Below are 25,813 nucleotides of genomic sequence, written 5' to 3'. Positions count from 1 at the left end.
TCAGGCCCATACATGCAGCCGGGCCGGGCCGTCCGCTCGTGCGGACGACCCGGCCCGTGCAGGTGCCGGAGCGGTGAGGTGTCAGTCGCCGACCTTCTTGGCGGCCTCGGTGGCGGCCGTGGTAGCGGCCTCGGCGGTCTTCGTGGCCGCGGTGGTGGTGGCCTTGGCCGACGAGGTCGCCGGCGCGGAGGCCTTCTTGGCGGTCGTCGTGGTCTTCTTCGCGGCGGTCTTCGCGGTGGAGGTGCCGGTCGAGGTGGTGCTCTTCGCCGCGGTCTTGGCAGCAGCGGCCTTCTTGGTGGCGGGAGCCTTCTTCGCCGGGGCCTTCTTGGCGGCCGTCTTCTTGGTCGTCGTGGTGGCGGCCTTGGTGTTGGACGAGGCGGCCTTCTTGGTCGTCGACGCGGCCTTCTTCGCCTGGGTGGCGGTGGTCTTGGCCTTGGCGGTGGTGGTCTTGGCGTCCTTCACGGCCTCCTGGGTGGAGTCCTGGGTGCGGATGCGCTCCACGAGCACCTGGCCGCGCTTGGCGAAGTCGCCGTAGACGGCGGTCGCGGCGGCGGCGCTGTCGTCCACGAAGGTCTGCACCTTGCCGGGGAAGGCCTTGGCGTCGGTCTGGAGGTCCGCGACGCGCTTCTCGATCTGCTCGCGGCGGGCCTTGGCCTCGGCGGTGAGGGTCTCGACCTGGTTGTTGACCACCGACATGGCCTGCTCTCGCAGGTCCGCGGGGTCGAGGTCCGAGACGCTCTTCTGCGCGTCACCGAGCTTGGACTCGGCGTCGCCCTTGAGGTCGGTGAACTTCTTCTGGCCCTCGGCCAGCTTCTTCTGTCCCTCGGTCACGTAGGGGGTCACGTAGCCGCGGACGGTCTCGACGGCCAGGTCGAGCACGCCGACGCCGGCGTAAAGGGTCTTGGTGGCCTCGGCCTTGAGGTCGAGGTCCTTGAGGTCGATGGTGGGGAACTTCGCCATGGTGATCACTCCTGTGATGGCTGAGCTGCGCGGGTGGGTGCTGAGGGGGAGGGGTGCGGGGGATCAGTCGGTCTCGTCGGACGCGGCAGCCGGCTCGGCCGCGGCGTTCATCGCGAGGAAGGACTGGTAGACGTCGAGAAGCGACTGCTTCTGCCGCTCGGTGAGCTGGGTGTCTCCGAGCACGGACAGCTCCACGGAGCCGCCGACGCCGTCGTCCGGGCTGACGATGCCTGCCCGCACGTAGAGCTGCTCGGCCGAGATCCGCAGTGCCTTCGCGAGCTGCTGGAGGACCTCGGCGGAGGGGCGTCGCAGCCCACGCTCGATCTGGCTCAGGTACGGGTTGGAGACGCCGGCCTGCTCGGCGAGCTGACGCAACGAGAGCTGCGCACCGGTGCGCTGCTCCCGCAGGTACTCCCCGAGGGACTCGACGGTCTTGCCGACCTTCGTCTTTGCCATGTCTCCACGGTGCTAGCAGTTGCTAGCAAAATCAAGCCCGCTTGCTAGCAGTGTGATGCGGCTAACGTCCTGGGGTCGGCGGCGCCGGGGGTTTCGCGACAGTTGCTGCGCAACGTCCTCCACCACCGGCAGACGCCCACCTGGCTAGCGTTCACAGGCAGGCAGCACGGTGGTGACGGTGGTGCCGCGGCCGAGCGCGGAGTCGAGGGTGACGGTGCCACCGTGTCGCTCCGCGACGCTGGCGACGATCGCCAGGCCGAGGCCGGAGCCGGGGCGGCGCAGGGCGGTGGGGTTGCCGCCGCGGTAGAACGCCTCGAAGAGCCGCTCCTGCTCCTCGGGGGCGATGCCGAGGCCGTCGTCCGTGACGACGAGGCGGACGGTGCCGCGTTCCGGCGCCGACAGCGCCACGCGGACGCTGCCGCCGGGGTCGGTGTACTTCACGGCGTTGCTGACCAGGTTGGTCACGAGCTGCTCGAGCTCGGCGGTGGCGCCGGGCACGACCACGGGCACCGGCGGCACGTCGAGGGAGAGCGTCACCTCGCCGCGGGCGGCGGGCTCGGCGAGCAGGTCGCCGGCGGCGCGCACCAGCGCCACCAGGTCGACGGGCGCCATCTCGATCGGTGCCTGCGGCTCGCGCAGCGCGGTGAGGGTGAGCAGGTCGTCGACGACGCGACGCATCCGCACCGACCCGCGGCTCATGCCGGCGAGGAACAGGTCGGCCTCGTCGGGCAGGTCGAGGTCGTGCAGCAGCTCGAGGTTGCCGACGACGGCGGTGAGCGGGGTGCGCAGCTCGTGGCACAGGGTGCTGACGAGCCGGGTGCGGTAGGTGTCGACCGCCTGGAGCCGCTGGTTGGCCTCGCGCTCGCGCTCGAGTGCGCAGACGGTCTCGAGGGCGGCGCCGAGGTCCTGCCCGATCGCTGCGGCCGCGTCGGTCTCGACCGTGCTCCACTCCGGCCCGCCGACGGGGCGGGAGATCACCAGGACGCCCAGGCAGTCCCGCCCGGAGCCGAGCGCCACCAGCAGCGAGGAGCCGATGCCGCGCTCGCGCTGCTCGTCGCGCAGGAAGGTGGCGAGCTCGGCGTCGAGCCAGCCCGGCAGGGCCGCGTGCTGGTCCTTCTCGTGGGCGGCGAGCACGATAGGCGCCTGCTCCATCCAGATGCGCGGCGCGACCGCCCGCAGCCGCGCCGACACCTCGTCGGAGACCTGCCGGGGCAGGCCGTCGAAGCTGCGGGCGAGGCTGTCGCGGGCGGGCGCTGAGGGGTCGTTCGGGTCCAGCGTGAGCACCCAGGTGCCCGAGCCCTTGAACCCGGCGATGAGGGCGGGGTGGACGGCGGCGAGGAACCGCTCCCGGTCGGCGCGGGCCGGCACGGCGCGGACGAGGCGGCGCGCCGCGTCCGCGAGGGCGACCCGCTGGCGCAGCGCCTCGCGCTCGTTCTCCACGATGATCGCCCGCTCGGCCTGGGCGGCGTAGCGCTCGAGGATGCGGCGCTGGGTGGGGCCGGGGAGGCGGCCGTCCAGCGGGCCGTCGACGGAGAAGACCCCGATCAGCTCGCCGGCGTCGTCGCGCAGTGCGGCGACGAGCGCGTCGTGGGGGTCCCACGCGGGCTGGGCGGGTGCGCCGTCCTCGACCGGGACGGGTGCGCCGCCGGCGTCCTCGATGATCGCCCAGTGGCCCTCGAGGTCGGCGGAGCGGTACTGCTCGGCGGAGAGGTAGTAGAAACGGCCCCAGCGCTCGCCGAGGGCCCAGACGGGGTCGAGCACCTCGACGGGGTCCGGCTGGGACAGGTGTTCGCGCAGCTCCTCGGGGCCGGTGTAGGCGATGGTGATCAGCTGGTCCCCGCGCACGACGGAAAGACACGCCACCTCGAAGCCGATCAGCTCCGCGACGGACTCGGTCATGAGCTGCACGACCGAGCGGGCGGAACCATCCGCCCACGTCTTCCCGAGATTCAACCTAGAGGTCCTTCCACCGCCGGCCCCCCAGCGTCCTCGCATCGTATGCCCCCGTCTCGACACGTGCGGGGGTATCCGTGGAGGGCATCGGCACCGCCTTGCCCCTGGTGAGGCGAACGGCACATCGGGTCACCGACCGCCGCGGCCTGCAACGATGCGGGTCGTGCCGCACACTCGGGGGATGACGCCCGCGCTGGTCCTGGTGATGCTGCTGCTCAGCATCACGGCCATGCCGTACGCCCAGTGGGCCGGCGTCGTGGCGGTGGCGTTCTTCTCGGGGCTCTGGATCCTCGCGAACGGGCCGATGGAGGGCGCGGTCCTCCTCGTGGTCGCGCCCACCCACGGGCTCACCGCCGGGGACCTCGTCGGTCTCGCAGGCCTCGCCATCGCCGGTGGACGAGGCTGGGTGCTGTGGCGGGCGCGTGCCGAGGCGGCGGCGGCCTCAGCGGCTGCGGACGAGGGCGCGGACGAGGCAGAGCCCCGACGCGGCAGCAGCTGAGCGGGCCTGCGTCACCGGCGGATGCGGTTCCTGAGCAGGTCCGCGAGCGGCTGGTTGGTCTGCTCCGCCAGGGATGCTGCGCAGGCGCTGTCGTTCTCCTCGCGGCTGATCGCCTCCCAGGCGATCGTCCTTCCCGAGATGGCCGCGACGTCGTCGAGGAACGTGCGCTGGGCCCGTCCGTTGCCTTCCCGGAACGGGTGCAGGTGGTTGACGTCGAGGTAGAGGAACGAGAGCAGAGACAGGAAGCGGTCGTCGGGGACATCGTGGTCCATGAGGGGGCCGGAGGCGAGTCGCCCGAAGACCGACTCGCTTCGTCGGGCCAAGGAGTCCAGTGGCCAGAAGGAGCTGAATCCCTTGTTGTAGTCGCGGACGCGGAGCTGGCCGGCCCACTCGTAGACGTCCTGGAAGAGCCACTGGTGGATGGCCTGCAGGTGCGCCAGGTCGTAGGTCGGCGGAGTGGGTACCGGCGGGTCCATGACCAGCCGTTGGGAGGCTCGTGCCTCGACGAGGTCGCTCTCGGCGGCCCGGAGATCCTCTGCGTCCTCGAGGCCGATCAGGTTGGCCAGAGTCCGAGTGCCAGGGATCAGGTACGGGTCGTCCCCGTCCGATGCGCCGGCCGTCGGCTCGATCAGGCCAGGCCCCAGCGATGCCGTGCCCGGAGGACCAGGTCATCCGCCGTGATCTCCCCGGCGATGAACTCCTCCGAGTCCGCGGTGAACGAGGCGGTGGGGTCCATGCCCTCCAGCTGCCCGGACACGACGGCGGCGCTCACCGCTGCTCGGCGGTCGGCCGGGATCTCGGGCTTCAGCCGTCGCATCGTCCACTCCCTCTCGGGCTGCGGCAGCAGGTGCTGCCGCTGTCACTATACGCCGCAAGGACGCCGTCAGGTCTGGCGCGAGGCTTCTCCGCGGAGGACGAGGCGGGGCCCCGCCCCGATCACGGGAAGATGCCGTAGCTGACCGACGACATGCCCTGGAACGGGATGTACGTCAGCACGACCTGCCCACCCTCGTCGTTGCTCAGCACCTGCGGCCCCGGGTTCGCCGGGTCGTCGATCGTGGTCTGGGCCTCCCAGCCCTTCGCCTCCAGGCGGCTGATCGCGTCGCTGACGGCCTCCTCGGCCGAGGCGTCGGTGCTGATCAGCACCGCGAAGGACACGTTCTTGCCCTTGCCGTCGCGGCTGGCGCTCTGCATCTCGCCGTCGATGAGGTCCACGGTGTCGCGGGGGAAGTCCTGCGGCAGGCCGTCCTCGGCGAGCACCTCGGTGTCGTCGGTGTCCACGAAGTCCGACGGGATCGCCTGCGCGGTCGACTCGGCGCCCGGCTCGTCGGAGGACGAGCAGGCCGTCAGCGCTACCAGCGGCAGCGCCAGGGCGAGGCCGGCGGCGGCGAGGTGGATGCGGCGGTGGCGCTGGTGGGAGCGCTCGAGCACGCTGCCTCCCCAAAATTCGTGGTGACGGACAGGTCCATTCAACCTCACGACCGCCCCGCGCGCCCGCCAAGCCCCCGATGACACCCAACCGTGATGTGCCCGCCGCCGGTGATCGAGGTGCGACGAGCGCCAGCGAGGAGCCACGAGATCCCCGCACCCGACCGCGGCGTGCGCCAGGAGGGCCGAAGCCGGAGGCCGCTGGTCGAGGAAGGCCGAAGCCGGAGGCCGCTGGTCGAGGAAGGACGAAGCCGGGGCCGCTGGTCGAGGAAAGACGAAGCCGGAGGCCGCTGGTCGAGGAAGGACGAAGTCCTGTCGCGAGACCCAGGCCCCACACCCTCAGACGCAGACCCGCAACCCACCGACGGGCTTGCCGCCGCCGAACAGCACGTGCTCACCGACCTGCAGCGCACCGTGCCGGTCGACATCAGCACCATCGAGCCACCCGAGTCGATCGAGCAGCCCCGCCATCAGCACGGGGCGCGCCCGGTCACCGCCGTCGTCGATCTTGAGCGCGATGGAGCGCCCGTCGCGCAGCGCCAGCACGTAGACCGCCTCGGCGCCCAGCTTCCCGATCGCCCCGGGCACAGCCGTGAGCAGGCGTCGCTCGTCCCGCTCGGTGCCGGAGACCAGCTCCGGGTGGGTGCGGATCGCGTCCGCGATCCGGCTCATCGGCCCGTGGCTGGCCAGCGCCAGCTCGGAGAAGGCCCGCGCCAGGCCCACCAGCGAGGTGGCCAGCAGCGGAGCGCCGCACCCGTCGGTGGCGGCGTGCGCGATCGGCTCGCCGGTCAGCCGCTCGAACGTCGCGTCGATCGCCTGCTGTAGCGGGTGCGTGGGGGAGAGGTAGTCGTGCGTCGACCAGCCGTTGGCCACGCACGTGGCGAGCATGGCGGCATGCTTGCCGGAGCAGTTCATCTGCACGCGGCTCGGGCCGCCGTCGGCACGCAGGACGAGGTCGCGCACCCGCGGCTCCAACGGGTAGTCCTCCGGGCACTGGAGGTCGTCCTCGCTCAGGCCCGCGCCGGCCAGGATCTCGCGCACCACCTCGACGTGCATGGCCTCGCCGGAGTGCGACGCGCAGCCCAGGGCGAGCTGGTGCGGCGGCAGGTCGAGCCCGGCCTCCACCATGCCCAGCGCCTGGAGCGGCTTGCTGCTCGAGCGGGGGTAGACCGGCCCGGTGACGTCGCCGGCGGAGAACACTGTCTCGCCCTCGGGGTCCAGCGCTACGACCGAGCCGTGGTGGCGGCCCTCCACCAGCCCGGAACGGATGATCTCCACGACGGGCACCGGTGCACTCATGGGGGCACCGTAGACGGGGACCCCGGTGGTGGGGGTAGGTGAGGCGGGGCCTGGGTCTCGCGACAGGACTTCGTCCTTCCTCGACCGGCGGCGGGCGGCACCGGTGGGCGGTCGGGTGCGGGGGTCTCGTGGCTCGGCCGTGGACGGCCTCGCACCTCGACCACCGGTCACGGGGGCTTGGTCTCGCGACAGGACTTCGTCCTTCCTCGACCAGCGGCTGATGGCACCGGTGGGCGGTCGGGTGCGGGGGTCTCGTGGCTCGGCCGTGGACGGCCTCGCACCTCGACCACCGGTCACGGCGGCTGCCGGTGATCGAGGTGCGAGGAGCGCCGGCGACGAGCCACGAGATCCCCGCACCCGGAGCAGACCTTCACCGAGACGGATGACTCACCCGCCCCAGCACCCCAAACTCGACCAAGTCTGTATACATTGAGCCGGTGAGCACCGCCCCTCAGTACTGCCCCACGCCCCGCGAGCTCGACGACCTGGAGCTCCTCGTCTCCGGGGCCCTCGCTCCCCTCGCGGGCTTCGACGAGCCGGGCAGCCCGATCACCCTGACCCTCCCCGACGACGTGCAGGCCGCCGCTACCGAGGCCGGTGCCGTCGAGCTCGTGGACCCCGAGGGTCTCCCGCTGGCCCGGGTGAGCATCCCCGGCGGCCAGGTCGAGGCGCTGACGCACGCGCAGTACGGCCCCTTCCGCCGCTACTACCTGACCCCCGCGCAGGCGCGCGAGCAGCACGCCGGCCGCACCTGGGTCGCGGTCACCGACGCCCTCACCGAGGAGCAGGTCGCCACGCTCGCCGGCCACGGCCCGGTGGCGCTGGTCGCCCTCGTCGGCGCAGGCACCCCGGACCTCTCCGCGGTCGCGCTGATCAAGGCCACGCTGCTGGCCGCCGCGCAGCTGCCCGACGCGGTCGTCGTCGCCGTCCCGCTCGCCGCCCGCGAGTCCGGCGACGCGGAGACCGACCACGCCCTCGGCCTCGCGGTGCTCGCCACCTACGCCGGCGGCGACACCGTCATCGGCCTGCCGGAGGCGGGGGAGGACGACAGCTACGCGGACGACGTCGCCGCCGTCGTCGCGCACGACCAGCCCGCCCCGTCCGAGCAGGGCCTGGTGCTCTTCTTCACCGGCCTCTCGGGCTCCGGCAAGTCCACCCTCGCCCGGGCGCTCATGGACAAGATCCTCGAGCAGGGCACCCGCACGATCACGAGCCTCGACGGCGACGTGGTGCGCCGGAACCTCTCCAAGGGCCTCACGTTCTCCAAGGAGGACCGCGAGACCAACATCCGCCGCATCGGCTGGGTGGCCGCCGAGATCGCCCGCCACCACGGCCTCGCGATCGTCTCCCCGATCGCCCCGTTCGACTCCACGCGGCAGGACGTGCGCGGCATGGTCGAGGACGCCGGCGGCGCGTTCTTCCTGGTCCACGTGGCCACCCCGCTGGAGGAGTGCGAGCGCCGCGACCGCAAGGGCCTCTACGCCAAGGCGCGCGCCGGCGAGATCCCCGAGTTCACCGGCATCTCCAGCCCCTACGAGGTGCCCACCGACGCGGACGTCGTGGTCGACACGACCGGCCGCACCATCCCCGACGCGCTCGACGACGTGATCACCGCGCTCGCCGAGTCCGGCTACCTCGACCTCACCACCCCGCCGGCCGAGGAGGCGACGCAGTCGCCGGTCGAGGAGCCGTCGTCGGTGGTCGAGGTGCGAGGAGCGCGAGCGACGAGCCACGAGACCCCCGCACCCGACAACGACGCTGAGCCCCTCAACGTCCTCATGGTCTGCACCGCGAACATCTGCCGCAGCCCGTTCATGCAGCTGCTGGGGCAGCACCTGGCCGGTGTCGACCTGGTGATCCGCTCGGCGGGCACGATGGGCTTCGACGCCAGCGAGATGGACGAGACGATGGCCCGGACGCTCGTGGCCCGTGGCGTGAGCGAGCAGGCGATCGCCGACTTCCGCTCCCAGCCGGTGACCCGCCAGCTCGTCGAGCAGGCCGATGTCGTCCTCACCGCCGAGGCCCGCCACCGCCAGGTGATCCTGGACGAGAACCCGGCCGCGTTCCGCAAGGTCTTCAGCCTCGGCCAGTTCGTGCAGGCCGCCGAGGCCAGCAGCGGCCTCACCGGCGCCGACCTGCTGGCCGCGGTCGCCACCAAGCGCGGTGCTGCCAGCGCGGACCTCGACGTCGCCGACCCCTACCGCCGCGGCCCCGAGGCCGCCGAGCAGGCGGCCCAGCTGATCGAGGGCTGGCTGCGCACCGCGGTCGGCTCCCTCACCGGGAAGGCGGACGCCTGATGGATCCCATGGAGCTCCTCACCTGGACGGCCCTCTCGGTCGTCGTCGCCGGCTTCGTGGTCGGCGTGGTCGTCGGTCTCACCGGCATGGGCGGTGGCGCCCTGATGACCCCGGCGCTGCTCTTCCTCGGTGTCGGTGGCGGTGAGGCCGCCACGGTCGTGACCGCCGACCTCACCGCGGCCGCGGTCTACAAGACCGGCGGCGCGGCGATGCACTACAAGGAGGGCTCGCCCAACCTGAAGCTGGCGGGCTGGCTGATCCTCGGCTCGGTGCCGATGGCGTTCATCGGCCCGTTCCTGGTCAAGCGGCTCACCACGGACCCCGACCAGCTGGACTACGTCCTCAAGGTCGCCATCGGCTTCGCGCTGCTCTTCGCCGCGCTCACCTACGCGCTGCGGCTCTACATCAACCTCAAGCGGGTGCGCGCCGGCGGTGACCCGGGCGACCCCGACCCGAAGATCCGCCCGATCCCCACGCTGCTCGTGGGCGTGCTGGGCGGACTCCTCGTGGGCGTGACCAGCGTCGGCTCGGGCTCGGTCATCATGATCGCCCTGCTGATGCTCTACCCGGGGCTCTCCGCGGTGAAGCTGGTCGGCACCGACCTCGTGCAGGCCGTGCCGCTCGTGCTGGCCGCCGCGATCTCCAACATCGCGATCCACGGCCTCGACTGGGAGCTCACCATCCCGCTCATCGTCGGCTCCGTGCCCGGCACCCTTCTGGGCGCCAAGATCGCCCCGCACGTGCCGCAGTCGCTCATCCGCCGCGGCATCGTGGTCGTCCTGGCGATGTCGGGCGAGGCCCTGCTGGACAAGTCCGGCTGGGCGCCGCTGGGCGAGGACACCTACAACCCGTGGCTGACCGTCGCCACCGGCCTCGTCGTCGTCGTGCTGCTGCCCGTGGTGTGGGGCGTCCTGCGCCGGCGAGAAGGGCTGCCGTTCCGCGGCCTGCCGACGGTCTCCGAGCTCGACACGTGGAACTACGCCGGCTCCCCGGAGCAGCGGGAGCGCGAGAAGCGCGAGTAGACCCCCGGCCGGCCGCCGGCCGGGGTAGAAGAGTACGACCCAGCGCGGGGCGCGGGACCTCAGGAGAGGTCCAGCGTCCCGCGCTTGTCGATGAGCTCGCTGAACGCGCCCTGCATGTAGTCCACGTAGGACGCCAGCGGGTGCAGCCCGTCCGCCTTGGTCGGCGTCGTGGCGACGAACGCCGGGCACTGCTCGGCGATGCAGAACAGGTCCTTGGTGTCGAGCACCGTGCCGCCGAACTCGGGCAGCTCGTCGCGCATCTTGGCGCGGTACTTCTTCCAGTCCTTCTGCACGGTGGTGGCGCAGTCGGCCGGCTCGCTGAGCGAGGTGTAGCACTCGGCCGGGTTGCCGGTCATCGGCGGCGGCATCACGAAGACGACCTTGCTGTCGGCCGAGAGCGCCTTCAGCGTGGAGGTGACGAACGGGATGCGCTTGTCCTTGCGCAGGTTGATCGTCATCAGCACCAGGTCGGGCTGGGTCTGCTCGATGTAGTCGAGGGCGTCGCTGACGCGGCTCTGGCAGCCGGCCCGGTCGGCGCGGCTGAAGCCACGCACCTGGGAGACGTTGCTGGAGAAGCTGCAGCCGCTGGTGCCGAGGTCGGTGACCTGCCAGTCGTCGACCAGCGGGTCGCCGGAGGCGTGCAGGTCCTCGAAGGCGGTGGCCAGCCACATGGTGATGGAGTCACCGATCAGCACGGCGCTGTGCTCGGCGTCGTCGGCGCCGCTGGTGCACTGCTCGGGCGTGAGCGCCTCGTCCACCTCGTTGCAGGAGCTGGGGAACACCGGCGCGATGCGGTCGGCGCGCGGGGCGTCGCCGATGGCGGGGTCGAGGTCGTTCGGCCAACTGGTGGCCTGCACAGAGTCCAGCAGCGCCGACTGGAGCTGCACGGTGGAGGAGTCGTCGCCGTTGGCGAGCTTGCGGTCGACCTCGGCCTGGGCTTCACCGAGGGCCAGGAAGGTCTTGCTGTCCACGCCCGGCGGGATGGGCCGGACCAGGATAGGGACGGTCAGGCACATGGCCATGAGGACCGGCGCGGCGCCGTAGAAGAACTTGTTCCTCAGGTCGGGGTGGATGCCGGTGCGGAAGTCGCGGAACGGCTCCTCGACGAAGTAGAAGATCAGCGTCGAGAGGCCCACGGTGCCGCCGAGCACGGCGAGCCAGCGGAAGAGGTCGTCCTGCGGCAGCAGCACGCCCATGATCACCACGAGCGGGAAGTGCACGAGGTAGACCGAGTAGGAGATGTCGCCGAGGAACGTGGAGGCGCGGTTGGTCAGCAGGACGTTCCGCACGTGCGCGGTGCCGATGCTGCCGGCGGCGATCACCAGGGCCGAGCCGAGCACGGCGGGCGCGGCCCAGGGGCCGGGGAAACCGTTGGTGCTGGGCGTGATGAACACGGCGACGGCGATGATCGCGACACCGGCCACCGACAGCACCTCGGCCCAGCCGCGCGGGATCTTGCGGACGTGGGGGAGGAAGCACGCCAGCGCAGCGCCGGCCCCGAGCTCCCAGGAGCGGCTCAGGGTGGAGAAGTACGCGGCGGTGGGCTCGGCGGCCGTCTGGTGCAGCGAGTAGGCGAACCCGGCCAGGGAGAGCACCACGGCCATGGCGCCGACGGTGAGGTCGCGGGTGCGGTCGGAGAGACCGTGGGCGGCGAAGCGGCGCTGGAGCAGGATGACGGCCAGCAGCACGAGCACCGGCCAGACGACGTAGAACTGCTCCTCGACCGAGAGCGACCAGTAGTGCTGGAGCGGAGACTCGCCGTCGCCGGCCTCGAAGTAGTTGGTGCCGGCGCTGGCGAAGTGCCAGTTGGCCAGGAAGATGGCTGCCCACCCGCCGTCCACGAGGACGTTGTGGGCCCGCACCCCGCCGAAGACGAGCTGCGCGGCCACGATGGTGAGGCCGATGACCAGCAGGCCGGCCGGGAGGATGCGGCGGGCGCGGAGCTTGTAGAAGGTGTAGAAGTACTGGCCGACGCTCTTGGTGCCGGCGGTGCGCAGCAGGCGGCCGGTGATCAGGTAGCCGGAGATGACGAAGAAGACGTCGACGCCGACGAACCCGCCGTGCGGCCAGTCGAGCAGGTGGTTGAGCACCACGACGCCCACGGCGATCGCGCGCAGGCCCTGGATGTCGAGACGTTTGCCGGACGGCTTCTTCGCCGGTGTCCCCGTCGCCGGGGCGGGCCGCGTGCCGACGCGGCTGGTCTCTGTGCGGTGCTCGCCCGTGGGCAACGTTCGGCTCCCTGGTGCTCGGCTCTCCCCGCGGCCCTGCCACGCCGGGGGCTGTGCTCCGCAGGACAATACGGGGAACCATGACGATTCCTCGGGTCGGCGCGTTTACCTACGGCCCTACCCGCCGGTCACTTCCCTTGGTGGTCGAGCAGCGAGGAGCCCCGGCGACGAGCGCACGTCGAGACCCCGCCGAGCACGCTCAGTCCCGCCCGTAGATGTCTCGGGTGTAGACGCGGTCGTCCACGTCCTCGAGGTCCTCGTGCTTGCGGTTGGCGATGATGACGTCGCACCGCTTCTTAAACTCGTCGAGGTCCCGCACGACCTCGGAGTTGAAGAACAGCTCGTCCTCCAGCGTGGGCTCGTAGATGACGACCTCGACGCCCTTGGCCTTGAGCCGCTTCATCACACCCTGGATGGAGGACATGCGGAAGTTGTCCGAGCCCTCCTTCATCACCAGTCGGTAGACGCCGACGGTCTGCGGGCGCCGGCGGAGGATGTCGGCGGCCACGAAGTCCTTGCGGGTCGTGTTGGCGTCGACGATCGCGCCGATGAGGTTCTGCGGCACCTCGGCGTAGTTGGCCATGAGCTGCTTGGTGTCCTTCGGCAGGCAGTAGCCGCCGTAGCCGAAGCTGGGGTTGTTGTAGTGCGAGCCGATGCGGGGGTCGAGCCCGACGCCCTCGATGATCTGGGCGGTCGACAGGCCGTGCGTGGCGGCGTAGGTGTCGAGCTCGTTGAAGTAGGCGACGCGCAGCGCGAGGTAGGTGTTGGCGAAGAGCTTGATCGCCTCGGCCTCGGTGGAGTCCACCAGCAGGACGGGGACGTCGGTCTCTTCCGCGCCCTCGAGCAGCAGGTCGGCGAAGCGCTTGCCGTCCTCGGCGCGGTCGCCCACCACGATGCGGGAGGGGTGGAGGTTGTCGTAGAGCGCGCGGCCCTCGCGGAGGAACTCGGGGCTGAAGACGATGTGGGCGCCCAGGTGCTCGCCGCGCATCTTGGCGGTGAAGCCCACGGGCACGGTGGACTTGATGACGATGACCGCGGTCGGGTTGACCGCCCGCACCTGCTTGATGACCGACTCGACGGACCCGGTGTTGAAGTAGTTGGTGTCGGGGTCGTAGTCGGTGGGCGTCGCGACGATGACGAACTTGGCGCCGGCGTAGGCCGAATCCCCGTCGGACGTGGCGGTCAGGTTGAGCTCGCGGGTGGAGAGGTACTCCGTGAGCTCGGCGTCGACCAGCGGCGACTCGCGACGGTTGACCATGTCCACGCGCGCTACGTCGAGGTCCACCGCCCACACCTCGTCGTGCTGGGCGAGGATGACGGCGTTGGAGAGGCCCACGTAGCCCAGTCCGGCGACGGCGATCTTCATGCCCGCAGCCTAGGTGTCAGATGTGTCAGCGTGGTGACGAACGGCAGACCGGCACGTGATGCGTGAAGGATCACGTGACGCTAGTAACGCGAATTGTGGCCTCAGGTTCGGACCTACTCGTGCGGCACGGCTACAGTGACGCCTGCTTCCCAACAGGAGAGGTCCATCAAGCATGCCCGACACCCACGCCGACTACCGGCTGAGTCAGCTCGACCAGCTGGAGGCGGAGTCGATCCACATCATCCGTGAGGTCGCCGCCGAGTTCGAGAAGCCCGTCCTGATGTTCTCGGGCGGCAAGGACTCGATCGTCATGCTCCGCCTCGCGGAGAAGGCGTTCTACCCGGCCAAGATCCCGTTCCCGATCATGCAGATCGACACGGGCCTGGACTTCCCGGAGGTCATGCAGACGCGTGACAACTGGGTCGACCGTCTCGGTCTCAACCTCGTGGTCGCCAGCATCGACGACGCCATCGCCAACGGCGTGGTGGTCGACGACGGCAAGACCAGCCGCAACCGCATGCAGATCGGCACTCTGCTCAACGCCATCGAGGAGAACGGCTTCACCGCCGCCTTCGGTGGTGGCCGCCGGGATGAGGAGAAGGCCCGCGCCAAGGAGCGCGTCTACTCGCACCGCGACGAGTTCGGCCAGTGGGACCCGAAGAACCAGCGCCCCGAGCTCTGGAGCCTCTACAACGGCCGCCTGCACGAGGGCGAGCACATGCGCATCTTCCCGATCTCCAACTGGACCGAGCTGGACGTGTGGTCCTACATCGCTCGCGAGGAGATCGAGATCCCGAGCATCTACTACAGCCACAAGCGCCGCGTGTTCAAGCGCAACGGCATGCTGATGACCGAGACCCCGCTGAACCCGTGCAAGGACGGCGAGGTCGCCGAGGAGCGCGACGTCCGCTTCCGCACCTGCGGTGACATCACGCTCACCGGCTGCGTGGAGTCCACCGCGGGCACCATCGAGCAGATCATCGAAGAGATCGCGGTGGCCCGCGTGACCGAGCGCGGCGAGACCCGCGGTGACGACAAGTTCTCCGAGGCCGCCATGGAGGACCGCAAGAAGGAGGGCTACTTCTGATGGCCGAGGACATCACGGACGTCGTCGAGAACGTCACGACGCACATGGACCTCCTGCGGTTCGCCACCGCCGGCTCCGTGGACGACGGCAAGTCGACCCTCATCGGTCGCCTGCTGCTCGACTCCAAGTCGATCTTCGAGGACCAGCTCGAGGCCGTGGAGACCACGTCCAAGGGCAAGGGCTACGACTACACCGACCTCGCGCTGCTGACCGACGGTCTGCGTTCCGAGCGCGAGCAGGGCATCACCATCGACGTGGCCTACCGCTACTTCGCGACGCCCAAGCGCAAGTTCATCATCGCCGACACCCCGGGCCACGTGCAGTACACCCGGAACATGGTCACCGGTGCCTCCACCGCCGACCTCGGCCTCGTGCTCGTCGACGCTCGCCAGGGCCTCACCGAGCAGTCCCGCCGCCACGCGGTGATCCTGTCACTGCTCCGGGTCCCGCACCTCGTGCTGGCCGTGAACAAGATGGACCTGGTGGACTACTCCGAGGAGGTCTTCACCAAGATCCACGACGAGTTCACCCAGTTCGCGACAAAGCTCTCGATCCCCGACCTCACCGTCATCCCGATCTCGGCGTTGGCCGGCGACAACGTGGTGAACCGCAGTGAGGCGATGTCCTGGTACTCCGGGCCCACGCTGCTGCACCACCTCGAGAACGTGCACGTCGCCTCCGACCGCGACCTCATCGACGCCCGGTTCCCCGTCCAGTACGTGGTGCGCCCGAAGAGCGACGAGTTCCACGACTACCGCGGCTACGCCGGCCAGGTGGCAGGCGGCGTTATGAAGCCTGGCGACGAGGTTGTCGTGCTGCCCAGCGGCATGACCTCCAAGATCGCCGGCATCGACCTCTTCGACCAGGAGATCACCGAGGCCTACCCGCCCATGTCGGTGACGGTCCGGCTCGAGGACGACGTGGACGTCTCCCGCGGCGACATGATCGCCCGCGTGAAGAACGCCCCGAGCCCGTCCCAGGACATCGACGCGATGGTCTGCTGGATGACGACGACGCCGCTGAAGAACCGGCAGAAGCTCGCCATCAAGCACACCACCCGCACCGCTCGGGCCATGGTGAAGGACATCCAGTACCGATTGGACGTCAACACGCTGCACCGTGACCAGGAAGCCGGTGAACTCGGTGTCAACGAGATTGGCCGGGTGCAGCTCCGCACCACGGTTCCCCTGCTCTCAGACTCGTACTCCAAGAATCGCACCACTGGATCCTTCATCCTCATTGATGAGGGGACAGGGGTGACTGTGGGAGCCGGAATGATCCTCTGACGTGCCAAATGTTAGGCCCATGCCTACGAAACAGGTGACTCGTCACTTGGATACGTCGCGAATTAAGCATGCTAGACGTGTTTTGGGGACTGTGGCGGTCACCTATGTAGGCATGGGCCTTTCTCTAGCTTCAGCGCCGGTGTTGGCACGATCCCTCGGCCCTGACGGTCGGGGGGAATTAGCGGCCAGCCTTTCCGTCCTGGGCGTGGTCAACTATGTTCTCTTCTTCGGGCTGCCCAGAACCCTTGCTTTACAGTACGTACGTACTCGGTTGATCAGTTTACGTGGAATGCTTTCCGTCGGGGCCCTCTCACTATTGGGTCTAGCGTCAATCGTATGCTTGGCGCCACTTTTGGCAAGCCGTGGCACCGATGTCTACTACGCCGTTTGCGTAACGGCAGTTTCATTGCCGGTCCTCGGGTTTGCACTAATTGCCCAGGAGATAATCCTCGCCGAAGCCAAGACGGTTGAGGTCAACGTAGTTCGAGCCATCCCCCTCACCGTCCCTTCCCTGGGAATAATCGTCGTAGGCCTCTTGGGACAACTCGACTTCTGGTGGGCGTTCGGCCTCACGATGGGGTCGGCACTGCTTGCGAACCTGATATCGATTTGCTTTGCCCTCAAGCAACTCTCTGCCGTGGCCACAGGCACCCCAGTAGATTGGAGCTTTTCCGGTCGCTACTGGCTGACCGTGGGCATTGACAACGTCAGTCGAAGGTTAGACATGCTCGCGGGGGCGATCGTGTTGAGCCCCACTGCGCTGGGCATCTACGCAATAGCCTCGACATGCGCGTCTGCCAGCGGGGCGCTGACGCAGGCGATTAATCAAGTTTCCTACGGTCGGCTGATGAAGGAAAGCGTCACGACTACCAAACGTGCTGATCGGCTGCGAATTATCATGGCCGTCCTGGCAGGGTTGATGGTATCCGCAACGGTCGATCTGCTCGGGCCAATCATTTTCGGACCTGGTTTCGAGGGGCTAGGATTAGCAACTGCTATCCTATGCATAGCGCAAGTATTTCGAGACCAATGGTCATGGCAAGTGCTGCGTGACTCTGTTTCAAAGGAGGCGCGAGGCTTGGCGATGTCCAGCATCTTGGGTTTAGCGGCGCTGATGGTGGGCATTCTTCTGGTCTCCTTCTCAGAAGGGTCACCTGACGCTTGGAGCTTAGCGGCGGCCGCGGCCTTTGGAGCGCTAGCCCGGCTGATTCCGACGTTCTCACAATCGAGTATGGCGCGTACGCTTTGGCGCACTGATAGAGGTGACCGTAGATGAAGATACAGATGCAGGGATCGGAGTGGTTCGATTCTCGCCCTGGGGGCCTGAATCGCTATTTTACGAATCTCTCGGGTGCGCTTGCTGACTTGGGCGTGGCTAACATCAAAGCAGTTGCATTCGGCCAGGTCAAAGACTCGTACCAGGAGACATGGGGGGCTCCCGGGCGCACCCCACGGAACATCATCCGGAGTCGATCAAGACGGGCCGGCGATGTTAGACCCGATATCTTAGACCGCCACTTCGCGCTTTACGGATACTGGCCTACCGGCTCTCGTCGTGTATTCCATTTCCACGGGCCCTGGGCGGAAGAGAGCGTAGTTTCGGGTGCTTCCCCATTGCGGGTTTTGGCCAAGCGCAGTGTCGAGAAGGCCGCGTACCGAAACATCGATGCTGCAGTAGTCTTAAGCGCGAGCTTCAAAGAACTGTTGCATGATGACTACCAAGTCCCCCTGAACAAGATTCACATCATTCAACCAGGGGTCTCAATGGTGTCCCCAAACTTATCATCGACCGATCGGCAATCCGATCGGCCCCTTGTTGTATGTGTTCGACGTCTCGAAAAACGGATGGGCATTGACGTACTCTTAGAATCTTGGCGACAGGTTGTCCGGAGCTTGCCAGATGCACGATTAGCGATCGTGGGTGTTGGGTCGCAGGACGCGGATCTCCGGGCTCTGGCACAGAAACTCCCGATCGGGAGCGTTCAGTTTATGGGTCGACTGAGCGACGAAATGCTTGACGAGATTTACGCCAAGTCTTGGATGACGGTGGTGCCCAGTGTTGCACTCGAAGGGTTTGGCCTGATCTCAATCGAGTCTCAAGCACGAGGACGACCCGTGGTAGTGACTAATGTCGGAGGCCTGGCTGGCACGGTCGCTGGCCTCGATACCTCGCTCGTCGTTCCTCCTGCCTCTAGCGAAGCTCTGGCCGAACGGATCATTGGCGCATTGGAGGGTAACCGCCCATCATCTGAGCAGTGCATAGCGAGCGCCGGACGGTTCAACTGGGAGAACGTCGCACGCCAGCATTTGAGCCTATATCAGGAGCTGGCGAATTGAAGGTGGCATTTGTTGTTCACTCGCTGGCGGAGTCTGGCGCGGAACTGTCCCTTGCTAGAACAGTGGAGGCTAGGCCAGAGTTTGCCGACGTCACGGTCTTTAGCGTTCAGGACGGTCCCGTGGCTGACCGGCTTCGTAATGCCGGTGCTCAGGTATGCATCCTGAGTCCCACGGCTCGCAGATCTCGCTTAGGCGACATTCTAAACAGAGTTCCAAAACTAGGAAAGGCGGTGTCCGCAACTTCCGCGGTCATGCGCCTGCGTTCGGAATTTAGTACCTCGTGCTTCGACGTGGTCGTTGCGCGGAGTCTTCCGAGCGCCTTGATTGTTTCAGCAATTTCAAAGCGGCTGGCTGGAACGAAAGTCTGGAGTGTCCACGACCGACTCGCAACAGACTACCTGAAATCTGAGATATGGACGTTCCTGCTCTCGCGAATCTTCCCGAAATTCTTTACCGGTATTATAGCTAACAGCCGCGCAACGCTTGACACCATTCACATTTCCCAAAGTCAAAACTGGTTGGTCGTGCCGCCGGGTATAGACGTGGCAGCCTGGAATCCAGCTGATGGTGGCGACTACCACGAGTCTGGGGCGACGATTTTCGTCGTACTAGGACGGATCTCGCCCTGGAAAGGACAGGAACTCGCCATCCGTGCGTTTCATGAAGTGCGATTGCGCAATCCTGAAACGCGCTTGCGAATAATTGGTGCCCCCATCTTTGGCGAGGAAGGCTACTTGGCTGAGCTAGTTGCTCTCGCCAGTGAGCTTGATCTACTGGAGCACATCTCGTTCGAGGGGCATAGTTCTAGTCCGCACGAAACGTTGCAAGGGTGTCACGTACTGGTGCACTCATCCACAGTGCCGGAGCCGTTCGGATCTGTTGTTGTTGAAGGGATGGCTTCTGGCCTGGTCGTCATCGCTAGCGGCGAGGGAGGTCCTGTGGAAGTAATAGGATCTGGAGAAAATGGGTTTCTGTACGAACCCCGATCGGTGTCCAGCCTCGCGACGGCCATGCAAACAGTCCTTAACATGGACGATGCGAGTCGTCGAAAGATGGCACAGTTGGGAATGCAGCGCGCCTCAAAGTTCGACATTGCTACGCTGGCGCATGAACAGTTTGTTTGGCTAGAGGGAGTGTCTTCCGGCCATGGCGGATCCTACTTATCTAGTTCTCTGAGGTAGCGTTTTGCGAGTATGTATGCTGGCTCTGGAGTGGCCCGCAGTGGATGGCCATAGTGGAGGCGTCGGTCGATACTCGTACCGGCTAGCCGAACAGTTGCGGGACGAGTTCCAGCTCACCGTCGTAACGGGCCCGAACCCCAGACCACTTGACGGCGTGGCTCTCGTTTCCTCAGGGAGTCTCCGGGGACGGGTGAACAGGTACTATGTTGCACCCATCAGGGTCGCAAACGTTGTCAAGCAGTTGAACCCCGATGTCATCATTTCTCACGGAGATGACTGGTCTATCCCTGAGCGTACTCCACTGATTCGGATATTCCATGGCTCGGCGTTGCGCGAAGCTCAGTCAAGTTCCGGCATCAGGGCGTTAAACCATTATGTTCTATCTGCACTGGAGTCATGGTCTGCGCGCAAATCAAGTTATCGCATCGCCGTTGGTCTGGAATCGCTTAACTTATTTTCATGCGACCAAATAATTCCCCCGTTCTGGCCAGTCGACTGTGAGACCGGGTCCAAGTCATCCGGGCCAAGTGCGGTCTTTGTCGGAAGCTTTCATGGGAGAAAGCGTGGTCACCTTGCACAGGAGGCGTGGAGTGGAGTGCGGAAACGTTGGCCCGATGCTCAGCTGACCGTATTCGGTCCAGCAGAGGACAAGGCTTACTGGGAGCCGTGGGTCACACACGTTTCCGGTGCGCCTGACCATCAGGTTCAGCGCGTAATGGGGGAGAGTTGGATACTCCTTGCGCCGAGTTCCTATGAAGGATTCGGTATCCCGAGTGCGGAAGCTCTTTGCGCAGGTACGGCAGTCTTGGCGACGCCAAATCCGGGAGCGACATTTATCGCAGAACAGTTGGCTTTCCCGAAGGCCCTAATCATCAAGCCGGACCAGGACTATAGGGAGAGTCTCGTTCGGTTCATTGAAGAGGCTGCGGTGGCTGGTTTGCCCGCCGTGGAGTCGGGGAGGTTTGCCGACACGTTTAGGCGCATGGGGGATGCCAAGCAGTTGGTGCCCATTATCCACAATTCGGTTCACGCGTAGGGAGCCAAGCATGTTGAGCAGGCTTTCGGGGGCATTGCTACTGGGCTCGACCTGGATGTGTGCAGGTGTGGCGGTGGGGTATGCAATCACTTCTGTCCCGGTCCTGCTCGTGCTCGGTGCCTTCGTGGCCATAGTCATGTTTGGGGTTACTGGATCTCGGACGCTGGTATGTATGGCTGTTGTACTTGTTTCTGCTCTGGGACTACTTCGGCGTCTGAGTAGTGGCGGACGTGTGGACTATGATCCTCTTCTGCTCGTACCCCTAGCTTTGTTCGCTCTCGCCTTCTTGAAGCATCGGCGCACGGCAACTCTGGATTCTCGACTAATTGTCTTCGGCATGACGGGTCTAGGTTCAATCCTTGTCGTTGCTAGCCTCATCAACGGGCTTTCCGCCAGTTCGGGCTATGCCCTTGGAATGACGTTAATGTGCTTGACGCTGATGATTGCGCCCACGGTTGGCTGGCTTCCAGATATTTGGGCGATTCTATATCGATTGCTTCCGGCGCTGGGGCTCGTGCTCGCAACATACGGAATCGTACAATTCTTTATCCTTCCGAGATGGGACGCGTCTTGGATGATCGCCTCTGGCCTGGAAAGCATTGGCCAGCCGTTTCCGATGTATGTCCGAGTCTTCGGAACGGCAGAAGCTCCCGGCGCCTTCTCGTTCTTGCTTTCTGTCTGCGTAATTGTGGCTGGGTATCGAGCAATGGACACGTCATTTGGTCTCAGTTCTCGGCTACTTTGCCTGACCTCAATCCCAGTCATCTCCGTGGCGTTGTTCTTGACTGGTGTTCGGACGGCTATTGTCGCGGTTCTGCTCGCCGTGGCGATAACTGCAGCAGCGCGTAGGTCGCCAAAACTCATTTTGGGCTGTGCCATAGCGACGGTGGCGGTAGTGCTCTTTTTGAGTTTTGGCGTTGGCCAACTAAGCGGGACAGAATCGCAAACGTTCAGCGCCAGACGGTACACCGAGTTCGGAGGATTAGAGGACTCATCTGTACGTGCCCGTCTTGCACTTGTTGAAGTTCTTGAGGCGTCCTTGACGAGTCCGCTCGGTTCAGGCTTTGGAGGCTCCGGAAATTCTGTTAAAAGTGTCGACAATGCGATTGTCAACATGGCAGTCGTTGCCGGCCCCCTGGCGTTCCTACTTTTTCTGACTGTTTATCTAGTTCTACTCGTCCGGATTGTACGAGGTATGGGCCTGGTCAGGACCCTCGAGGACCAAGCGGCCATGAGCGCTGCGTTTGTGGGCCTTGTCTATCTGCAGTCTGGGAATCTCACTATATCCACGACAGGACTTCTTCTTTCGTATATTGTGGGCATTGGATTCCTTCGACAAAGTAAGTGCGTGACGAACGAGGACTGTTATGGAGAATCGGCTTCCCCTTATCTACGTGGCCAGTATCGGCCGGAGCGGCTCAACTCTTCTTGAGAGCAGGCTGGGGCAGATGCCCGGTGTTGCCACGGTTGGAGAGTTGCATCTGCTTCCACATGAGGCCCTGTCTCCCGAGCGGCCTTGCGCATGCGGAAACTTGGTGACGAATTGTCCGGTGTGGAGCGAGATCATTCGGGAGTTCGGGCTTAGCGGGCGTGAGGAGATGGCGCCCAGTCTCAGGATGTTCCGCGAACAACACAATGCGGGGCGGACTCTGCGTCCCATGGAACTAGTACGCATGCTGATAAAAGGTGTGAGTCGCCGCAATTTGCGCTATGCGCAGAACACGCTGGAAATTCTTGAGATGTATTCCAGCCTTCTGGCGCGCGATGCGTTACGTCCGGTAATACTCGTAGATTCGTCGAAGGATCCATATCGTCTCCATGCCCTGTTGAAGTCGGGGCTGTTTGATATGACAGTGGTACATGTCTGGCGCAACCCAACTGCATACCTCTTTGCGGTGTCAAAGAGATTCATTCGTGGCAACGAGTCGCCTGGAGCGCTAGACATTCGTAGGATCGTTTACAGTGTGCGCCAAGTGCTTGCTTGGAATGTTCAGAACGCGGTCATCCTCCTTGCGGCCAGATCCGTTCCGGCGGATCGGCGCCTCTCCCTGGCCTACGAAGATTACGTCCTCGATCTTGACGAGAGTGTTACCTCTGTATTGGAATGCACTTCTTCAAACGTGGCTTTGAGGCTGAAGAATGAGGGCTCGACTGTGCCAACGCATACAGTGGCTGGGAACCCTACCCGATACCGTTCTCAGGAAATCGTTGTTGATGACGCTTGGCGTCGAGAGCTGGAGCCTGGGTATTCCTTGTTGGCCAAAGTTTTGGGGGCGCCAGTCTTCTGGTTTTTGAGGCGGGGTAGGAATGCGCAGTAGATTTATTTGGTTTCATCACTTTCATAAGGTCGCTGGCTCTTCGGTGGTCTCCTTGGCTTTAGCGAACGGTGAAAAGTTTGCCGAGCATTCACATAACGGAAATCCTCACCGTGAGGACGGTCGCCCCGTCCGCACATGGGAGATGTCCGACCGAGGGTTTAGAACCTATCTCCGCGGCTTGAAGGAGGATGGAGTAACTTTCGCGGCGAGCGAGTGGGGACTGCCTTTGGCAGCACTTGAAGATGAAAACTCGTTCTCGTTCACCATTCTTCGCGACCCCATCTCAAGAATTGTGTCTAACTACACCTTTGATGTGCAAGGCGGATACACATCGTGGCGCAATGTGAACTCGTGGCAGGCGTTTGAGGGCGGTAATTGGGCTCGGGACAACTACTATGTCAGAACTCTAGTGGGGCGGGATTGGCATGAGGACATGGAGGAAACTGAAGCCCTCGATATGGCGCTGCGTCGGTTAGGAAACTTCGACGCTGTGCTCATTTTGGAGGACGGACAGCTTGAACGCCGTGTGAGAGAGCTGTTTGGCTGGGAGGTTAGCGCTTCTGTTGAGAAGAAGGCGCGAGTGGGCTTGCTCGGTCGGTGTCTTCGTGCGGCACGTGCCTTGCAGCAAGGTCGGCTGGATCTTGCAGCGATTCGACTGGGTTCGATGTCCCGCATCTCAGCGAGAGAACTCAGGGTCCTTGCCGAGATAAACTCTTTAGACGTGAAGTTGTTTGAGGTCGCCAAGCGTAGGTACGGGAGTCCGTGATGCTGTCTCTGAGTGCTGTGGTCTGTAGCGTCGGTCGCCCCGAAATCCTTGCTAACGCACTGGAATCGTTGGTCGCCCAACGAGAATCCGGGGCTGTGTCAGAGTTGATTGTGGTTGCCCGTGCCGACGATCTCGCCACCCACGTCGCAGCTGCCAAGTTCGGCGCCCGGGTGGTTCAAGTTGACTTGCCAGGGTTCGCCGCCGCCCTCACGGCCGGTTACCGAGCAGCGAGTTGCGACATTGTTGCCTTCTGCGACGACGACGCGATACCTGAGGCAACTTGGGCGAGTCGGCATCTGGCAGCCTACGTCCATCACCGTGTTGGTGGCGTGGGGGGCCGGGACAACATTCAAGGCGATGTTTCTGTCGACGAAGGTGTGCGAGTAGGCCTCATCACGAGGTTTGGTGCTATCACTTCTGGCCATCATCGAGGCGGTGGCTCGGCTCGTTCGACCCATTCCTTAAAGGGCGCCAACATGTCCATGCGGCGTTTAGCCGTGAACCAGTTGGATCTCGGGGAAGTCGTGAAGGGAGTCGGAGCTCAGTATCGGTCGGAGTTGGTGCTGAGCAGCTTCATTCGAGCTCAGGGCTACGCGTTGATCTACGACCCGTCTTGCCAGGTTAATCATTTCCCTGCGGAACGGGGCTCGGGAGACGGACGGCGCGAGTTGACGGTGGAGAGGGTCCGCGCGATGGCTTGGAATGAGATGGTGGGTGTTGGTCTTGTAGCTGACTGGCTGGGGTTTCGGGCCTATATCGCTCGTCGCGTCTTATTGGGCACGGAGTTGCAGCCTGGGCTGGGGTGGGGACTCCGGAGCCAGTTCGGCGGCCGGCCAGGGTTGCGCATGTTTGTAGTGAATGTTTCCGCGACGCTGGGTCAAGCACGTCAGGTTCTCCGCTACTGCGAGGAAGTCCGCCGTAGTTTTCGGTAGCGGGATAGCGAAGCGACTTTCGGCCAGACTTCCAGCCCGCGACGCCGGGGCGGGGGGGGGCTTGACTTCTCCATTCAGGAGCCGACGATATGGACTCTTCGGATCTAAGCGTGGGTAGGTGCCCGTCGGTAGGGCCTGTCTCCAGCTGCGGCGAGGAGGATGCGTAGCCGGTAGTGGTCGAAGTTGCGGAAGCCGTGGGCGAGTCGACGGGTCTTCTCGATGATGGGGTTGATGGCTTCGGTGCTGCCGTTGCTGAGGCCCCGGGGGTGAAGTAGGCCAGGATCTGGGGCCGCCACGCTCACAGGGTCCGGCCCAGGCGTGCGATCTCTGGGATGGGGCAGGAGGGGAAGGACGCGATGACCTTCTCGGCCAGTCCGCGCCTCGCCGTCGGGCTGGGGGCTTGGTAGATCGCGCGCAGCTGCTGGTAGCAGCGCCAAGCGATGATGACCTCCCAGGCGGGGTCGCCCGCGGTCAAGGCCACGTCCAGGCTAGCGAGACGGTGTCCTGCCGCCTTGGTCGCGCTGCGACTCTCTCCACATCTTGCGAACTTGGACCGCAGTCCGGAAGGCAGACCGGAGGTCGCCTTTGATGCGAATGAGATGTAATACGTGATGCACCATGGCAGTTAGGAGGAATGCTGTGGCTTTAGTTGAGTTTGCTTCGTAGCATCGGTAGGCGCGGTAGGTCGTATAAATGCGGGACGCGACAAGTCGAGTCGCATACTCCTTCCGGTTTATGGGTGACGGGTGGTGATTGTTCCAGAGTGAATAGTCGACAGCTATCTGAATTCCGTTTGAAGCGAGTTTCCTTGAGATGTCGATCTCTTCGTACCCGTAGGTGATATTTTCGTCGAAGGGAAAAGCCCTCAGTGCTGAAGTTGGAAATACGGCAGCATTCATCACGACGGCCTGCACCCTGCTCTGAGGCGGCTTGATTTGGAAGCCTAGGAAAGATGCATTATGGGGGGTCACGACCTTGGGCTGGCCCGTCCCCTCATGTCTGAGTTCAAATCCGGTCGTAACTTTGGTTCGGTCGACTTGCAGAGCTGCTCGGATGAAGTCTGGGCCGGCTATGACGTCGTCATCTATGAAAGTAATCAGCGGGGTCTGCGCGTGAGATACGCAGTTGTTTCTATTGGGCCCCAATCCCCGCCGAGGCCCGTCGACAAGGTCGACGGAGAATTCTTTGCAGATGGTTCTGACTGGCTCGTCAAGACCATCGTTGCTAACCATGATGGAAACGGTAGCGAGTGATTGCGGCATGAGTGATGCCAGTGCGCGGCGAAGGTCCTCGGGACGGTTCATGGTGCAGATACAGATCGTGAGTAGTTTGGGTTCTTGCACCGTGGCCCCCTCTTGGCTT

Annotated in this window: 25 protein-coding genes; 13 read left to right on the top strand and 12 right to left on the bottom strand. The window is 65.1% G+C overall.

Annotation, left to right across the window (positions count from 1 at the left end):
* Window positions 1-81: 81 nt before the first annotated feature.
* The 3 genes from M8330_RS16290 to M8330_RS16280 all read right to left on the bottom strand — a co-directional run bounded on the left by M8330_RS16290 (window position 82) and on the right by M8330_RS16280 (window position 3,315).
* Window positions 82-960, bottom strand: coding sequence for a hypothetical protein (locus M8330_RS16290; RefSeq protein ID WP_250828180.1), 879 nt, complete (start codon window positions 958-960; stop codon window positions 82-84).
* Between the two features lie 63 nt (window positions 961-1,023).
* Window positions 1,024-1,416 carry a helix-turn-helix domain-containing protein gene (locus tag M8330_RS16285; protein ID WP_250055095.1) on the bottom strand — a complete coding sequence of 131 codons (393 nt, stop codon included), beginning with the start codon at window positions 1,414-1,416 and terminating at the stop codon, window positions 1,024-1,026.
* 144 nt (window positions 1,417-1,560) lie between these two features.
* A complete protein-coding gene (locus tag M8330_RS16280) occupies window positions 1,561-3,315 on the bottom strand; it encodes a sensor histidine kinase (protein WP_250828179.1) in 1,755 nt (584 codons plus the stop codon).
* A 235-nt stretch (window positions 3,316-3,550) separates the two neighbouring features.
* Here M8330_RS16280 and M8330_RS16275 point away from each other — a divergent pair, with 235 nt between their 5' ends.
* Window positions 3,551-3,868, top strand: coding sequence for a hypothetical protein (locus M8330_RS16275; RefSeq protein ID WP_250828178.1), 318 nt, complete (start codon window positions 3,551-3,553; stop codon window positions 3,866-3,868).
* Between the two features lie 11 nt (window positions 3,869-3,879).
* Here the strand turns inward: M8330_RS16275 and M8330_RS16270 are convergent, their stop codons facing one another.
* The 4 genes from M8330_RS16270 to M8330_RS16255 form a co-directional block, all read right to left on the bottom strand.
* Window positions 3,880-4,344, bottom strand: coding sequence for a Fic/DOC family protein (locus M8330_RS16270; RefSeq protein ID WP_250828177.1), 465 nt, complete (start codon window positions 4,342-4,344; stop codon window positions 3,880-3,882).
* A gap of 152 nt (window positions 4,345-4,496) precedes the next feature.
* Window positions 4,497-4,685, bottom strand: coding sequence for an antitoxin VbhA family protein (locus tag M8330_RS16265; protein WP_250828176.1), 189 nt, complete (start codon window positions 4,683-4,685; stop codon window positions 4,497-4,499).
* Between the two features lie 119 nt (window positions 4,686-4,804).
* Window positions 4,805-5,299 (bottom strand): hypothetical protein, encoded by a 495-nt coding sequence (locus M8330_RS16260; RefSeq protein ID WP_250828175.1) that lies wholly within the window; start codon window positions 5,297-5,299, stop codon window positions 4,805-4,807.
* Between the two features lie 336 nt (window positions 5,300-5,635).
* A complete protein-coding gene (locus M8330_RS16255; RefSeq protein ID WP_250828174.1) occupies window positions 5,636-6,595 on the bottom strand; it encodes an asparaginase in 960 nt (319 codons plus the stop codon).
* 437 nt (window positions 6,596-7,032) lie between these two features.
* On the opposite strand from M8330_RS16255, the gene cysC reads away from it, so the two are divergent.
* Both cysC and M8330_RS16245 read left to right on the top strand, forming a co-directional pair.
* Window positions 7,033-8,892 (top strand): adenylyl-sulfate kinase, encoded by a 1,860-nt coding sequence (cysC, locus tag M8330_RS16250; RefSeq protein WP_250828173.1) that lies wholly within the window; start codon window positions 7,033-7,035, stop codon window positions 8,890-8,892.
* An 8-nt stretch (window positions 8,893-8,900) separates the two neighbouring features.
* Window positions 8,901-9,914 (top strand): sulfite exporter TauE/SafE family protein, encoded by a 1,014-nt coding sequence (locus M8330_RS16245; protein WP_250828172.1) that lies wholly within the window; start codon window positions 8,901-8,903, stop codon window positions 9,912-9,914.
* A gap of 59 nt (window positions 9,915-9,973) precedes the next feature.
* Here the strand turns inward: M8330_RS16245 and M8330_RS16240 are convergent, their stop codons facing one another.
* Window positions 9,974-12,142: an acyltransferase family protein gene (locus M8330_RS16240; protein ID WP_250828171.1), complete on the bottom strand. Its 2,169-nt coding sequence runs from the start codon at window positions 12,140-12,142 to the stop codon at window positions 9,974-9,976.
* A 199-nt stretch (window positions 12,143-12,341) separates the two neighbouring features.
* Window positions 12,342-13,508, bottom strand: a complete 1,167-nt coding sequence (locus tag M8330_RS16235) for a nucleotide sugar dehydrogenase (protein ID WP_250828170.1) — start codon at window positions 13,506-13,508, stop codon at window positions 12,342-12,344.
* A 172-nt stretch (window positions 13,509-13,680) separates the two neighbouring features.
* Here M8330_RS16235 and cysD point away from each other — a divergent pair, with 172 nt between their 5' ends.
* The 10 genes from cysD (at window position 13,681) to M8330_RS16190 (ending at window position 24,451) form a co-directional block, all read left to right on the top strand.
* Entirely contained in the window at window positions 13,681-14,595 is a 915-nt protein-coding gene (gene cysD, locus M8330_RS16230) for a sulfate adenylyltransferase subunit CysD (RefSeq protein ID WP_250828169.1), read from the top strand.
* Window positions 14,595-15,881, top strand: a complete 1,287-nt coding sequence (locus tag M8330_RS16225; RefSeq protein ID WP_250828168.1) for a sulfate adenylyltransferase subunit 1 — start codon at window positions 14,595-14,597, stop codon at window positions 15,879-15,881. Before cysD ends, M8330_RS16225 begins: the two co-directional genes overlap by 1 nt.
* A gap of 205 nt (window positions 15,882-16,086) precedes the next feature.
* Window positions 16,087-17,157, top strand: coding sequence for a lipopolysaccharide biosynthesis protein (locus tag M8330_RS16220; RefSeq protein WP_250828167.1), 1,071 nt, complete (start codon window positions 16,087-16,089; stop codon window positions 17,155-17,157).
* Complete coding sequence (locus M8330_RS22545; RefSeq protein WP_308196301.1) at window positions 17,154-18,218, top strand: glycosyltransferase family 4 protein; 1,065 nt, start codon at window positions 17,154-17,156, stop codon at window positions 18,216-18,218. The genes M8330_RS16220 and M8330_RS22545 overlap by 4 nt, the downstream gene beginning before the upstream one ends.
* On the top strand, window positions 18,137-19,399 hold the full coding sequence (locus tag M8330_RS16210; RefSeq protein ID WP_372490243.1) for a glycosyltransferase family 4 protein: 1,263 nt from the start codon (window positions 18,137-18,139) through the stop codon (window positions 19,397-19,399). The genes M8330_RS22545 and M8330_RS16210 overlap by 82 nt, the downstream gene beginning before the upstream one ends.
* A gap of 16 nt (window positions 19,400-19,415) precedes the next feature.
* A complete protein-coding gene (locus M8330_RS22715; protein ID WP_372490242.1) occupies window positions 19,416-20,435 on the top strand; it encodes a glycosyltransferase family 4 protein in 1,020 nt (339 codons plus the stop codon).
* Between the two features lie 10 nt (window positions 20,436-20,445).
* Complete coding sequence (locus M8330_RS16205) at window positions 20,446-21,867, top strand: hypothetical protein (RefSeq protein WP_250828195.1); 1,422 nt, start codon at window positions 20,446-20,448, stop codon at window positions 21,865-21,867.
* Entirely contained in the window at window positions 21,803-22,753 is a 951-nt protein-coding gene (locus tag M8330_RS16200; RefSeq protein ID WP_250828165.1) for a sulfotransferase, read from the top strand. Before M8330_RS16205 ends, M8330_RS16200 begins: the two co-directional genes overlap by 65 nt.
* Complete coding sequence (locus M8330_RS16195) at window positions 22,743-23,519, top strand: sulfotransferase family 2 domain-containing protein (RefSeq protein WP_284704824.1); 777 nt, start codon at window positions 22,743-22,745, stop codon at window positions 23,517-23,519. The genes M8330_RS16200 and M8330_RS16195 overlap by 11 nt, the downstream gene beginning before the upstream one ends.
* Window positions 23,519-24,451, top strand: a complete 933-nt coding sequence (locus M8330_RS16190) for a glycosyltransferase family 2 protein (RefSeq protein ID WP_250828193.1) — start codon at window positions 23,519-23,521, stop codon at window positions 24,449-24,451. Before M8330_RS16195 ends, M8330_RS16190 begins: the two co-directional genes overlap by 1 nt.
* Window positions 24,452-24,555: 104 nt before the next feature.
* On the opposite strand, the gene M8330_RS22710 is transcribed toward M8330_RS16190, so the two are convergent.
* Genes M8330_RS22710 through M8330_RS16180 form a run of 3 tightly spaced genes read right to left on the bottom strand, consistent with a single transcriptional unit; the run spans window position 24,556 to window position 25,794 of the window.
* Window positions 24,556-24,747: a transposase gene (locus M8330_RS22710; protein WP_372490241.1), complete on the bottom strand. Its 192-nt coding sequence runs from the start codon at window positions 24,745-24,747 to the stop codon at window positions 24,556-24,558.
* A 2-nt stretch (window positions 24,748-24,749) separates the two neighbouring features.
* A complete protein-coding gene (locus M8330_RS16185) occupies window positions 24,750-24,932 on the bottom strand; it encodes a transposase (RefSeq protein WP_250828163.1) in 183 nt (60 codons plus the stop codon).
* Between the two features lie 7 nt (window positions 24,933-24,939).
* Window positions 24,940-25,794 carry a glycosyltransferase family 2 protein gene (locus M8330_RS16180; RefSeq protein WP_308196300.1) on the bottom strand — a complete coding sequence of 285 codons (855 nt, stop codon included), beginning with the start codon at window positions 25,792-25,794 and terminating at the stop codon, window positions 24,940-24,942.
* Window positions 25,795-25,813 lie beyond the last annotated feature (19 nt).

The sequence above is a fragment of the Nocardioides bruguierae genome (assembly GCF_023656415.1).
Lineage (GTDB): Bacteria > Actinomycetota > Actinomycetes > Propionibacteriales > Nocardioidaceae > Nocardioides > Nocardioides bruguierae.
This window is presented reverse-complemented; position numbering and strand designations above follow the sequence as displayed.

What these genes read in the sequence shown, in the direction of transcription:
- M8330_RS16290 (WP_250828180.1), bottom strand. Translation starts at nt 960, where the DNA reads ATGGCGAAGTTCCCCACCATCGACCTCAAGGACCTCGACCTCAAGGCC.
- M8330_RS16285 (WP_250055095.1), bottom strand. Translation starts at nt 1,416, where the DNA reads ATGGCAAAGACGAAGGTCGGCAAGACCGTCGAGTCCCTCGGGGAGTAC.
- M8330_RS16280 (WP_250828179.1), bottom strand. Translation starts at nt 3,315, where the DNA reads ATGACCGAGTCCGTCGCGGAGCTGATCGGCTTCGAGGTGGCGTGTCTT.
- M8330_RS16275 (WP_250828178.1), top strand. Translation starts at nt 3,551, where the DNA reads ATGACGCCCGCGCTGGTCCTGGTGATGCTGCTGCTCAGCATCACGGCC.
- M8330_RS16270 (WP_250828177.1), bottom strand. Translation starts at nt 4,344, where the DNA reads ATGGACCCGCCGGTACCCACTCCGCCGACCTACGACCTGGCGCACCTG.
- M8330_RS16265 (WP_250828176.1), bottom strand. Translation starts at nt 4,685, where the DNA reads ATGCGACGGCTGAAGCCCGAGATCCCGGCCGACCGCCGAGCAGCGGTG.
- M8330_RS16255 (WP_250828174.1), bottom strand. Translation starts at nt 6,595, where the DNA reads ATGAGTGCACCGGTGCCCGTCGTGGAGATCATCCGTTCCGGGCTGGTG.
- M8330_RS16245 (WP_250828172.1), top strand. Translation starts at nt 8,901, where the DNA reads ATGGAGCTCCTCACCTGGACGGCCCTCTCGGTCGTCGTCGCCGGCTTC.
- M8330_RS16235 (WP_250828170.1), bottom strand. Translation starts at nt 13,508, where the DNA reads ATGAAGATCGCCGTCGCCGGACTGGGCTACGTGGGCCTCTCCAACGCC.
- cysD (WP_250828169.1), top strand. Translation starts at nt 13,681, where the DNA reads ATGCCCGACACCCACGCCGACTACCGGCTGAGTCAGCTCGACCAGCTG.
- M8330_RS16225 (WP_250828168.1), top strand. Translation starts at nt 14,595, where the DNA reads ATGGCCGAGGACATCACGGACGTCGTCGAGAACGTCACGACGCACATG.
- M8330_RS22545 (WP_308196301.1), top strand. Translation starts at nt 17,154, where the DNA reads ATGAAGATACAGATGCAGGGATCGGAGTGGTTCGATTCTCGCCCTGGG.
- M8330_RS22715 (WP_372490242.1), top strand. Translation starts at nt 19,416, where the DNA reads ATGCTGGCTCTGGAGTGGCCCGCAGTGGATGGCCATAGTGGAGGCGTC.
- M8330_RS16205 (WP_250828195.1), top strand. Translation starts at nt 20,446, where the DNA reads ATGTTGAGCAGGCTTTCGGGGGCATTGCTACTGGGCTCGACCTGGATG.
- M8330_RS16200 (WP_250828165.1), top strand. Translation starts at nt 21,803, where the DNA reads ATGGAGAATCGGCTTCCCCTTATCTACGTGGCCAGTATCGGCCGGAGC.
- M8330_RS16195 (WP_284704824.1), top strand. Translation starts at nt 22,743, where the DNA reads ATGCGCAGTAGATTTATTTGGTTTCATCACTTTCATAAGGTCGCTGGC.
- M8330_RS16190 (WP_250828193.1), top strand. Translation starts at nt 23,519, where the DNA reads ATGCTGTCTCTGAGTGCTGTGGTCTGTAGCGTCGGTCGCCCCGAAATC.